This is a genomic window from Mycobacterium sp. 852002-51152_SCH6134967, assembly GCF_001667105.1.
GTDB lineage: Bacteria > Actinomycetota > Actinomycetes > Mycobacteriales > Mycobacteriaceae > Mycobacterium > Mycobacterium neumannii_A.
The window spans coordinates 156,246-168,535 of the sequence record NZ_LZIK01000012.1; the positions used below are offsets into that span (position 1 = coordinate 156,246).

The following is a 12,290-nucleotide window of genomic DNA, read 5'->3' on the forward strand; positions in this document are numbered from 1 at the left end:
GCATGGCTGAAAGCCGCCGCACCTGCGCCACCTGCGGGACGACGAATGAAGAGGACGCGCGCTTCTGCGAGGGCTGCGGCGGATCGCTGGCGCGGGTGTGCGCGACGTGCGGCCTGGAGGCGCGGGCCACCGCGCGGTACTGCCGGGGATGCGGCGCGCCGCTCGAGGTGCAGGCGAATCAAGCGGATTTGCCGGTTGCGGGTCCGGCGCGCAAAACGGTGACGGTGATGTTCGCTGATCTGGCCGGGTCCACCACGTTCGAGGAACAGGTCGACGCGGAGACAGCCCGCGATGTGATCGGCCGCTATCACGCCCTGCTGCGCTCGACTGCCCAGCGGCACAGGGCCGGTCTGACCAAGTACATCGGGGACGGGTTCATGGCCGTCTGGGGTGTGCCCGAGATCGGAGCCGAGGACGCCGCCAGCGCCGTCGACGCGGCCGTCGAGTTGCAGGACCGATTCGTCGGTTTGGCCGCCCAGGTCGCGGAGGCTCACGGAACCGAACTGGCGCTGCGAGTCGCCGTCAACACCGGCGAGGTCGTCGTCGGGGCGGGCGACGCCGACCTGGTGGGCGACGCCCTGAACGTGGGTGCCCGCCTCGAAGCCGAATGCCCTCGCGGTCAAGTCGTGGTCGGCGAGGAGACCTGGCGAGCGACGCGAAGTCGGTACGGCTACGAGTCGCTCGGCCGGGTGCAGGTGAAGGGCCGTAACGCGCCGGTCGCGGTGTACCAGTGGCTCGGACTGCAACCGGACGCGGCGGACGCCACCCCATTCGTCGGCCGATCGCAGGAGGTGCGGCGACTTCAAAGTGTGCTCGACGACGCGATTGCTACGCGTGCAGCCCGACTGGTCACCGTTGTCGGTGACCCTGGCGTCGGCAAGAGTCGACTGGCAGCGGAATTCATTGCTGCTCAGACTGATACGTCTGTGATCCAGTCTCGATGCGCGATCGACGGGACCGTTGCGCTAGCACCGATCGTCGAGATGCTGCGTGCCCACGACCTCGAAACCGACATACCGGCCGAAGTATCGGAGCGGGATCGCCTGCTGCGCGCCCTGAACGGTCTGGCCACCGGCGTACCCGGCTCGGTCGAGGAAAACTTCTGGGCGTTGCGCAGGTTCATCGAAGTGTTGGCGGGAAGCGGCCCGGTCGTGTTCGTACTCGACGACATCCAGTGGGCCGACAGCCTTCTGCTCGACTTCATGGAGCATATCGTCGAGTGGATCAAGGAAGTGCCGGTACTCGTCCTGGCTCTGGCACGACCCGAGCTGCGCGAGCTTCGTCCCGATCTCGTCGCCGCAAGCCGTTGGGTCGCCGACACCATCCATCTCGACGGCCTCGACGCCGGCGCGACAGCCGAACTCGCCGCCAGGGTTCTGGGCGCCGCCAAGTTGCCTTCCGAGCTGCTTCATCGGCTGCCTTCCTCCACCGGCGGCAACCCCCTGTTCGTGCGGGAACTCGTCGGAATGCTTGCGCACGACGGAGTTCTCGTCGAGCAGCCGACCGGCTGGGAACTGACGATCGACGTCGACGCCATCACCATCCCACCGACGATTCACGCCCTGCTCGCGTCGCGACTGGAACGTCTCGACCCTGCCGACCGGCGCGTACTGGAGATCGCCTCGGTGGTGGGGAGCGACTTCTCGGTCGGTACGGTGCGCGCGCTCGCCCGTGGTCAGGCGGATGCGATCAAGATGTCGCTCAACCGACTTCGCCGTCTGGAACTCGCCCAGCCCACGGGCACCTACGTCGGTGACGAAGCTGTATGGGGATTCCACCATGTGCTGATCCGCGACGTCGCCTACCGGCGACTGTTGAAGTCGGACCGAGCGGAACTGCATGTACGCCTGGCCGACTGGGTGGAGGCGGGCGGACCCAGCGTCGCGTTCGAAGCCGACGAGATGATCGCGCGACATTTGGAAGCCGCTCACGTCTATCGTCATGAACTCGGCGAATTCACCGAGCACACGAGTGATCTGGCTTTGCGTGCCGCACGCCATTACTCGGTTTCGGCGCGGCGGGCGCTCGACCGCGACGAGTTGATATCCGCGGGCACCCAGGCGGCACGAGGCTCGGCTCTTGCGGCGGCCGACAACACGGTGCACGCCGAGCTCTTACTGACAGCCTGCGAAGCGTTTCTGTCCGCCGGCGACGTCACCGCCGGAGCCGGACTTGTCGACGAGCTCGAGCGTACTGCAGGAGAAGCGTTGGCTCCATGGGCGACGTGCTACCGGTGCCAGCACGGCATCTATACAGACCCTGAGCGGTTACTGGAGTACGACAGCCTCCTCCAGGGCGCAATCGACGAATTCGCCCGCCGCGCCGACGCCGCCGGGCTAGCTAAGGCGCATCGCGTACGAGCGAGCGCACGGCTGCGTCTTGGCCGGGTCGGTGACGGCGAACTCGACCTGTTCGAGGCGTTGATCGCGGCGCGCCAGAGTGGGGACCATCGGCAGATCACCGCGGCGTTGGGCGCTGCACCGGGTGCAGCGCTGTGGGGGCCGAGTCCCGTGCCGAAGGCCGGCGGCCGATGTCTTGACGTGGTGCGGATGCAACGGATGACGACGGCCGCGCCCTCGCTCGAGGCGACGTCACTGCGGCATCTGGCCGTCCTGGAACTGCTACGCGGACGGCCGGACAAGGCGCGCAGGATGCTTGGCGATGCTCGCCAAATAGTGGCCGACCTCGGTCTGCGACACGGCCTGATGGAAACGGAGTTGTTCGCCGGGATCATCGAGTTGATGGAGGGCGATGCGGTCGCCGCGGAGCCGCACTTTCGAACGGCACTGGAAGGGCTCGACGCGTTGGGCGTCGGCGCCGACGCGGGGCAAGCCGCCGCCCTATTGGCAAGATCCGTTCTTGCGCAGGGCCGTATCGACGGAGCCGACCAGTACGCAGCTGAAAGCCAGGGGCTCGCAGGCCATAATCTGAAGACGGCGATCGCCTGGCGCGCGGTGCGGGCCGAAATCCTCTCGGCTCAGGGCCGCCAGGGTGATGCGGTAGCGATGGCCACGGATGCGGTGACGGTCGCCAGCGGGACAGACCTCGTTCTCGACCACGCGGAGGCCTGCCTCGCGTTGAGCCGTGTGCTCACGGCAGCGGGAGATCGCGAGGGCGCCGTCACCGCTCGAGATGACGCCAAGGCGCTGTATACGGCTAAGGAAGTGTCCATTTCGATTGGGCTTACCGACGAGCCCGTAGCCACGCCCTCGGAGAAACCCGTCCGAGCAGCAACAGGTCCCAGGGATGAGCGCACCGCGGTGGTCGCCGGCAGGCTCGCGGTCACCAATGACTCCTGTCGATACTTACCCGCCTTCATCAAGGCGACTAAGGAACACGACACCGAGGGCGCCCTCGCCTGGTTCTCAGACCGGTTCGTCTACGACGACCGGCGACGCCTGAGCGGCGAGCCCGTCATTGGCCTCGACGCGATGCGGACGGCGATAGAGCGGGTTTCAGAGCAGTACACGCACTTCGAATTTCACGTCCTCGCTGTCCGCGGCCGGCGCCTGCATCTTGTGTGGAGCCGGTGGGCAGACAACGACGGAAACGTCGCAACCTCCTTCTACGTCAATGAAACCGGCGACGACGACCGCCTCCTCTACCACATCCGCTTTGACGGGGACGACTTCGAAAGCGCCTACCGCGAACTCGAACGGCGCTACTACGCCGGCGAGGGAGAGGAGTTCGCCGCGGCGGGTGCTGTGACGACTGAGATAGTCCTCGCCATGAACCGACGAGACTACGACCGGGTTTTCGGTGAACTCTTCGTTGAGGACTTCAGGCTCGAGAATCGTTCCCACGCGGCGCATCCCGAACTCTCGGCCGACGAGTTCCGCGGCACTCTGGAAGAACTTGACGCGATTGTCGCCTCGTCTCGTGTGTGGGCGTCAGCGATTGAGTGGCTGTCACCGAGCTGGCTCGTTCTCCGCTTCTCGCGAGAAGCTACGGGACGAGATGACGAGAACTACGAGTGGGCCAGTATCCATGCAGCCGAGATCCGGGCCAACCGGCTCGTATCGATATGTCAATTCGAAATCGACGATGAGGCAGCCGCTTTCGCTTATGCCGAGGAGCGGGTGCGGGCGGCCGCCAGTCGGCTAGCACTCGCGAACCGAGCAACCGAGTTGTTACCGCAAGTGTTCGAGGCGCTACGGTCCCACGACATCGACGGCGTTGTTGGCGCCTATGCGGATGGATTCGTGTATGACGATCGGAGACGACTCAGCGGTGACGCCATCGTCGGTCGGGAAGCCATGCGGACGGCCGTGACACAAATTTGCAGGCAGTACACCGTGTTCGACTTTCACGTGTTCGCGGTGCGCGGTGATCGCCTGGTCCTGGTACGGAGTCGATGGTCCGACGAGGCTGGGAACGCGACGGCGTATATGCACGTCTTCGAGGTTGACGATGCGGCGTGTGTTCTCTATGACGGTCGCTTCGACGAGGATGACTTCGAAGGTGCCTACCGCGAACTCGAACGGCGCTACTACGCCGGAGAGGGCGCCGCGTTCGCCGAATTGGGGGCTGTCACGACCGAATGGATCACTGCGCTAAATCAACGCGACTACGGCCGATTGATCGGGGAGCTCACGGCTCCCTCCTATCGTCTCGAGAACCGGTCGAGTTCTGTGTTCGGCCACCGCACCGCAACCGATGTCAGAAGCTCCTTTGAAGACTTAGACGCCGCGGTGGGCTCGTCGCTGTCGTGGGAGGCCGCCGTGCGCTTCCTGTCGCCGACAATTGCCGTCTTTCGCTTCGAGCGCGAGGCAATGGGCCACGACGGCGAGTCTTATTCGTGGACTTGGCTTGATGTCTGCGAGGTTCGTGACGGACGGGTCGCCGCCGCCTGTCGGTTCGACCTCGACGATGAGGATGCAGCGTTCGCTTACGCCGACGAGCGGGTGCGGGCCACCACCAGTCGACTCGCAGTCACGAACCGGGCCAGTGAGCGGGTCGACAACGCCTGGCGCCAAGGGACGGCCGGTTACGTTGACAGCGCGATGGCGTTGTACTCGGATCTGTTTGTATACGACGATCGTCGACGCCTGAGCGGCCACCCGATCGAGGGTCACACTGGATTGCGGGCCGCCGCAGCGCGCATCAACGAGCAGTACCCACACTCCCAATGGCGAACTCTGGCGGTCCGCGGCGAGCGACTGGAGCTGCGCTGGAGTCGCTGGTGGGATGACGCCGGGAACGAAACGGTCAGTCTGAACCTCCACGAGATCGACGATGACGGGCGCGTCGCCTATCACGGCCGGTTCGATGAAGACGATTTCGAGGGTGCCTACCGCGAACTCTGCCATCGGTATTGGACCGCCGAAGGTGCTGCGGTCGCCGAATCAGCCTCTCTGGTAGCCGAATTCATGCTTGCTACCGACAAAGGAGACTTCGACCTGGCGTTCCGGCAGCTGGCCAGTCCTGAGCTGCGCACATACAACAAGTCAAGCTCAGTCTTCGCGGACCGGTCGGCAGGCGATCTGCGCGCCAGCTTGGAACAACTCAAGTCGATGGTGGCCTCCAATCGCTCGTGGATTGCGGTCGAGTATTACCTGTCGCCGGAGGTCGGGGTTGCCCGTCACGAACGTGAAGCCATCGGCCACGACGGCGAGTTGTACTCCTGGACAAGGATCATGGCCGGAGAGGTCCGCGACGGTCGACTTCTATCGATGTGCCAGTTCGAGTTGGACGATGAGCGGGCGGCGTTCGCTCATGCCGAGGATCTGCTGCGTGCGTCCGCCAGTCGGCTAGCCATCAGCAACCAGGCCAGCCGGGCGTGGCACTCCGTGAGGGCGGCGATGGAGGCTGGTGACGCCGATCGCGCCGCGGCATTGTTCGCCGACTCGTATGTCTACGACGACCGATGGGCGATGGCGGGCACCCCTCCGACGGACGTCCGCGCTGCCTGTGAGGAAATCCTCGCGCAGTACTCGATCTTCGAGGGCGAGGCCCTGGCGGTACGGGGTGAATCGCTGCAGCTGTCACGAACGCGATGGGCGAACGACGCCGGATTCGAGACGAGATACCTGCACGTCATCGAGACCGACGAAGATGGCCTCGTCTGCTACTACGGCCGATTCGGCGACGACGACTTCGACGGCGCGTATCGGGAGCTCGAACGCCGGTACTTCGCCGGCGAGGGAGCTGCATTCGCTGAAGCCGGCCAGATGACCATCGAGTATGCCTCCGCGCTGAACAACCACGAATGGGACCGACTCTTCGGCGAGCTCAGCGCGGACGGAATGCGCATCGAAAACCGGTCACGGTCTGGGTTCCCCAATCGTTCCGCCCACGAGCTTCGCGCGACCATCGAAGACCTCGACGGGATGTTCGCGTCGGTGCGCCAGTGGCATTCATCGACATGCTGGCTGTCGTCGACTGTCTGCGTCGGCCGTCACGAGCGGGAGGCGGTCGGGCGTGACGGTGAGCGCTATTCGTGGACACGGCTCCTCGCCTTCGAAGTTCGCAACGGACAGATGGCATCGATGTGCGTGTTCGAAATCCACGACGAGGAAGCGGCCTTCGCGTACGCCGACGAGTTACTGCGATCTGCGAACAGCCGACTCACAGTGAGCAATCTGGCGACCAGGACGTCCGACGACCTGTGGAAGACGATGGAAGCGCGAGAAGTCGATGCCGCTGCAGCACTTTTCGCGGACTCTTTCGTCTACGACGATCGTCGACGCCTTGCCGGGAACCCTCTCGGGGAGACTCGCGCTGCTTTGGAGCGGATCCTCGAGGATTATTCGACATTCGAAAGCAAGACCTTAGCGGTGCGCGGTGAATCACTGGCCCTCGGTTTGATGCATTGGGCGAATGATGACGGCTTCGAGGTTCGGTATCTGACGGTTCACGAGGTCGATGACAACGGGCGCATCGTCTACCACGGTCGCTTCGATGAAGACGATTTCGAGGGCGCCTATCGTGAACTTGAGCGACGGTACTACTTCGATGAGGGCGCTTCATTCGCCGACGCAGGTGCCACACAGACCGAGTGGATCGTCGCGCTCAACCGCGGCGACCTCGACCGGTTGTTCGGCGAACTCATGGAACCCGGGATGCGCTTCGAGATGCATTCCAGCTCAGCATTTCCCGACAGTTCGCTCACAGAGGCGCGCGCCGCTATCGAGGACTTCAATGCGCGTGTCGACTGGGCACGAACATGGCTATCAGCTCTCTGTTGGGTATCGCCGACATGTTGCGTCAACCGCACCGAGCGCGAGGCCATCGGTCCCGACGGCGAGCGGTACACCTGGACGCGACTCAGCGTCGTGGAGTTTCGCGACGGGCGGATGGCCTCGGAGTGCGAGTTCGACGCCGATGACGAGGACGCCGCGTTCGCCTGCGCCGAGGAGCGCATCCACGCCGTCGGCAGCCGGTTGCCGTTGACCAACAGCTCGTGCGATACCGTCGCCGCGCTGCAGAACGCCATGCGGGCCAAGGATCTTGAAGGGGGTATCGGCTGCTACGCAATCCCATGCGTATACGACGATCGACGCCGGGTCAGCGGGGATCCCGTTCGTAATGCCGCCGGGCTGCGGCTGGCCGGGAAACGGATCTTGGCTCAGTACAACAACTTCGAGTGGCGAACTCTAGCGGTCCGCGGCGACGTTCTGAGTATGCACTCCAGCGTCTGGTCGGACGACGCCGGCAACGCAACGTCTTACCTCCACGTCTACGAGGTCGACGACGCTGGACATTTCGTCTACGAGGGCCGCTTCGACGAGGACGACTTCGAGAACGCTTACCAAGAACTCACGCGGCGGTACTGCGTCGGCGAAGGAGCGGCCGTCGCAGAGGGTGCGACCCACATCGCCAAGTACCTGATGGCCATCAACCGTCGGGAGTGGGACCGGGTGTTCGGGGAGATGGCTACCGCCGACATGCACGCCGTCAGCCGTTCGCGATCCGGGTTCCCCGACCGGTCAGTCGCCGACTTACGAGCCAGCTACGAGGACCTGTGCGCAATGGTCTCCTCGGTACGTTCGTGGCACTCGATCGAACGATGGATTTCACCGACGGTCGCGGTGACTCTGCACGAACGCGAGGCCACAGGTCACGACGGCGAGCGATACGAATGGACCCGCATCATCGTGGGCGAGTTCCGCGAGGGACGTACCACGCATCTTTCGGAGTTCGACGTAGACGACGAGGCTGCCGCGTTCGCCTACGCCGAGGAGCGGGTGCGTCGCACAGAAAATCGCTAGCGTGGAGGCATGACCACACCGGCCCCCAAACTGCAGCTGACCGATGACGAGTGGCGCAAGAAGCTGACCCCCGAGGAGTTCCACGTCCTTCGCCAGGCCGGCACCGAGCGCCCGTTCACCGGCGAGTACACCGACACCAAGACCGAGGGCATCTACGAGTGTCGCGCCTGCGGTGCCGAGCTGTTCCGCAGTAGCGAGAAGTTCGAATCGCACTGCGGCTGGCCGTCGTTCTTCGACCCCGCCGACTCCGACGCCGTCATCTTGCGGTCCGACGACTCGCTGGGCATGCGCCGCGTCGAAGTGATCTGCGCCAACTGCCACAGCCACCTGGGCCACGTCTTCGAGGGCGAGGGCTACCCCACGCCGACCGACCAGCGCTACTGCATCAACTCGATCTCGCTGCGGCTCAAGCCGACCTCCTGACGCGAAATTGCATTCCAGCAGGGCTTTCACTCGAAAAAGTTCTGCCGGAATGCCATTTCGGCGCGATTCGGCGCCAAAAGAGCTACGCCGGGTAGACGGCGAACTCGGCGCGGTCCTCGGTGTCAGCGACACACTGGAACAGCAGCGGCGCGGTCATCGCGTTGCCCGAGTAGCAGGTGAACGGGCCGATGACCTGGTATTTGTCGCCGTTGAGGTCGTACTTCGCGGCGTAGTCCGATGCGGTGATGCAGTCGATGTCGCCGGCCGTGATGTCGATGACCTGACCGAACCGCGGCGCACACTTCTCGCTGTCTGGAGCCTGCGCCAACCCCGTCGGCGCCGCCGCCAGCGCCCCGATCGACATCGCCGCACCGAGCAGCACCTGTGTCCTCATCGGTCCATGATGACCGAGCGACGCCGGTTACGGCAGGCGATCGATCAACTGCTCCGCGCTGATCCGCGGACCGGTGAAGAACGGCGTCTCCTCGCGGACATGCCGCCGCGCATCCGTGGCACGCAGATCACGCATCAGGTCGACGATGCGGTGCAGTTCCGGCGCCTCGAACGCCAGGATCCACTCGTAGTCGCCCAACGCGAACGCCGGCACGGTGTTGGCCCGCACGTCCTTGTAGCCGCGCGCCGCCATGCCGTGCTCGGAGAGCATGCGGCGGCGCTCCTCGTCGGGCAGCAGATACCAGTCCAGCGACCGCACGAAGGGATACACGCAGATGTAGTTCCCCGGCTCCTCGCCCGCCAGGAACGCCGGAATGTGGCTCTTGTTGAACTCCGCGGGACGGTGCAATGCGACGTTGCTCCACACCGGATTGCTGGCGCGACCCAAGGCGGTGGTGCGCCGGAAGTCGGCGTAGGTGGCCTGCAGCGCCTCGACGTTGTCGGCGTGTGTCCAGATCATGAAGTCGGCATCGGCGCGCATACCCGCGATGTCATATAGGCCGCGCACTACGACGCCGCGCTCCTCCTGCTGTTTGAGGAACGTCGCGGTCTCGTCGACGACCGCGCCACGCTCCTCTCCCAGTTCTCCGGGCCGCACGGCGAACACCGAGAACATCAGGTAGCGAAGGGTCGAGTTGAGCGTGTCGAAGTCGAGCTTGGCCATAGCTCTATCGTGCCACGCGCGTGGTGACCAGCGACGCCGCCGCCCTGGTGGCCGCCGACACACACGCCGGTACGCCGATGCCGTCCAGATAGCCGCCTGCGACCGCGATCGTCGGCGGCAGTCCCGAGCGCAACTCGGCGACCAGCCCGCCGTGCCCCGGTCCGTACTGCGGCATCGCGTCGATCCACCGCTGCACGTGGTAGTCGACGGGCTCGGTCCTGACACCGAAGAGCGTGGCGAGATCCTCGGCCGCCCACATGAGCAATTCCTCGTCGCCCACGCTGCGGGCCAGGTTGTCGCCGAACCGCCCGAAGGAGAGCCGGACCAACTCGACGCTGCCGCGTTCACCCCACTTGCGCGACGTCAGCGTGACCGCCTTCGACCGCAGTCGTTCACCGCCGGCCACCAACACGCCGGACTGCTGCGGTAACGGCGTACCGCCCGGCAACGCCAACGCCACCAACGCCGTCGACGCCACCGGGATGCGCCCAGCCGCGGCCGCACTTCGGGGAGCGACCTCCGCGACCAGCCGCGCCAGCCGGGGCGCAGGCACGGCGAGCACGACAGCGTCGGCGTGGTAGCGGGCGCCCTCGTCGTCGACGAGTTCCCAGCCCCGCGCGCCGCGGTGCAACCTTTCGACGGTGACCTGCTGCCACTGTGCGCCGGCGCGCCGGACAAGCTCGTCGATCAACACCCGGTAGCCGCCGTCGACCGCGCCGAAGACCGACCCGGTGACCGGCGGCGGCGCCGCGTCCCGAACAGCCTCGGTGAGGGTTCTCGCGCCGCGGTCAAGCGCCACAGCCAGCGTCGGCACCGCCGAACGAACCCCGATCGTCGCCGCATTGCCTGCGTAGACACCGGCCAGCAGGGGTTCGACCGAACGGGTGACCACCTGCTCACCGAACCGGTCGCCGACCAGCTCGGCAACGGACGGGTCGGCGCCCGGGCGCCACGAGAACGGGCGATTGGGTTCACCGTGCATCCAGGCGATCGTCGCCTCGTCCACCAGCCCCGCCAGCGCCGACGGCTGCGCCGGTATCCCCTGCAGCGTGCCGGCGGGCAGCGGATGCAGCCTGCCCTGGCTGTAGATCAGCGGGCGCGCGCCGGTCGTGCCGATCTGGCGGTTCGCCAGACCCAGCTCGCCCAGCAAGGCAGGGACTTCGGGTCGACGCGCGACGAACGCCTCCGCGCCCACGTCCATCGGTTGGCCGCCGATCCGCTCGGTGCGCAGCACGCCGCCCAGCCGGTCGGCGGGGTCGAAGAGCGTGATCGACGCGTCGGGACCCGCGGCGACGCGCAGGCGGTATGCGGCGATGAGACCTGAAATCCCGCCGCCGACAACGCAATACGATGCACTCACAACGAATGCACCAGCGCCACCACTTCAGTGATCACCCCGGGATCGGTGGCCGGGAGCACGCCGTGCCCGAGGTTGAACACATGCCCGGCGGCGCCCGCATCGATCGCCCGTCTGCCGTCGTCGACGACCGCACGCGCGGCGCGTTCGGCCACCGGCAGGCCGGCCAGCAGCACCACCGGGTCCAGGTTGCCCTGCAACGCCGTCCCCGGGACCACCCGGGCGGCGGCGTCGGACAGCGACGTGCGCCAGTCGACCCCGACCACCGCCGGGGCGCCGTGTCCGGAGGCCGCCTGCGACATCGCGCCCAGCAGTTCGGCGGTACCGACACCGAAGTGGGTCATCGGCACTCCGGCTGCGGCCAGCGTCGCGAACACCCGGGTGCTGTGCGGCAGTACATAGCTGCGGTAGTCGGCCAGCGACAGCGTCCCCGCCCATGAGTCGAACACCTGGATCGCATCGACACCCGCGTCCACCTGAACCTGCAGGAACGCGATCGTCACCTCTGTCAGCGCGGTCATCAGCGCGTGCCACGTCTCGGGTTCTCCGAGCATCATCGCCTTGGTGCGTTCGTGGTTGCGGCTCGGTCCGCCCTCGACCAGATAGGAAGCCAGCGTGAAGGGCGCGCCCGCGAACCCGATCAACGGCACGTCACCGAGTTCGGACACCAGCGTCCCGACGGCCTGGGCGACCGGCGCGACCTGCTCACGCTCCAGCGGTCTCATCGCGCCGACGTCGGCGGCGGTGCGAATCGGGTGCTCGATCACCGGGCCGACGTCGGGCACGATGTCGAGGGCGATGCCCGAGGCCCGCAACGGCACCACGATGTCGGAGAACAGGATCGCGGCGTCAACACCGTGCCTGCGGATCGGCTGCAGGGTGATCTCGGTGATCAGCTCGGCATCGAAGCAGGCCTGCATCATCGTGTTCTTCGCCCGCAGTACGCGGTACTCGGGCAGCGAACGGCCCGCCTGCCGCATGAACCACACCGGCACGCGGCCGGGTTTGCGGCCGCGGGCGGCGGCCAGATAGGCGGAGTCGGGCAGCTCACGGCGTGTGTTCATCGCTGTCAATGCTGCCATGTGGACCTGGCGAGGCCCGCTTCGCCTCGACCGGATCGGTGCCCAACAAGATCGGCGCGCCACGCGCACAGACCTGCTCGGATGGTCTAGCGTCAAACGTC

Annotated in this window: 6 protein-coding genes; 2 read left to right on the forward strand and 4 right to left on the reverse strand. The window is 66.0% G+C overall.

Translation table 11 applies throughout. The features are described 5' to 3' along the window. Positions 1–2: 2 nt before the first annotated feature. Positions 3–8,210, forward strand: coding sequence for an adenylate/guanylate cyclase domain-containing protein (locus A5790_RS03430; RefSeq protein WP_066841403.1), 8,208 nt, complete (start codon positions 3–5; stop codon positions 8,208–8,210). Between the two features lie 9 nt (positions 8,211–8,219). Beyond that, the gene (gene msrB, locus A5790_RS03435) at positions 8,220–8,633 is read left to right on the forward strand and encodes a peptide-methionine (R)-S-oxide reductase MsrB (RefSeq protein WP_064395327.1); all 414 of its coding nucleotides are present in this window, start codon (positions 8,220–8,222) and stop codon (positions 8,631–8,633) included. A gap of 82 nt (positions 8,634–8,715) precedes the next feature. On the opposite strand, the gene A5790_RS03440 is transcribed toward msrB, so the two are convergent. The 4 genes from A5790_RS03440 to hemE are packed head-to-tail and all read right to left on the reverse strand — an operon-like array spanning position 8,716 to position 12,171. Continuing rightward, the gene (locus A5790_RS03440; RefSeq protein ID WP_094292059.1) at positions 8,716–9,027 is read right to left on the reverse strand and encodes a hypothetical protein; all 312 of its coding nucleotides are present in this window, start codon (positions 9,025–9,027) and stop codon (positions 8,716–8,718) included. A 27-nt stretch (positions 9,028–9,054) separates the two neighbouring features. Next, entirely contained in the window at positions 9,055–9,750 is a 696-nt protein-coding gene (hemQ, locus tag A5790_RS03445) for a hydrogen peroxide-dependent heme synthase (RefSeq protein ID WP_064426012.1), read from the reverse strand. Between the two features lie 4 nt (positions 9,751–9,754). Beyond that, positions 9,755–11,110 (reverse strand): protoporphyrinogen oxidase, encoded by a 1,356-nt coding sequence (locus tag A5790_RS03450; protein ID WP_066841404.1) that lies wholly within the window; start codon positions 11,108–11,110, stop codon positions 9,755–9,757. Then, a complete protein-coding gene (gene hemE / locus A5790_RS03455) occupies positions 11,107–12,171 on the reverse strand; it encodes a uroporphyrinogen decarboxylase (RefSeq protein ID WP_066841405.1) in 1,065 nt (354 codons plus the stop codon). Before hemE ends, A5790_RS03450 begins: the two co-directional genes overlap by 4 nt. Positions 12,172–12,290: the final 119 nt, after the last annotated feature.

What these genes read in the sequence shown, in the direction of transcription:
- A5790_RS03430 (WP_066841403.1), top strand. Translation starts at nt 3, where the DNA reads ATGGCTGAAAGCCGCCGCACCTGCGCCACCTGCGGGACGACGAATGAA.
- msrB (WP_064395327.1), top strand. Translation starts at nt 8,220, where the DNA reads ATGACCACACCGGCCCCCAAACTGCAGCTGACCGATGACGAGTGGCGC.
- A5790_RS03440 (WP_094292059.1), bottom strand. Translation starts at nt 9,027, where the DNA reads ATGAGGACACAGGTGCTGCTCGGTGCGGCGATGTCGATCGGGGCGCTG.
- hemQ (WP_064426012.1), bottom strand. Translation starts at nt 9,750, where the DNA reads ATGGCCAAGCTCGACTTCGACACGCTCAACTCGACCCTTCGCTACCTG.
- hemE (WP_066841405.1), bottom strand. Translation starts at nt 12,171, where the DNA reads ATGAACACACGCCGTGAGCTGCCCGACTCCGCCTATCTGGCCGCCGCC.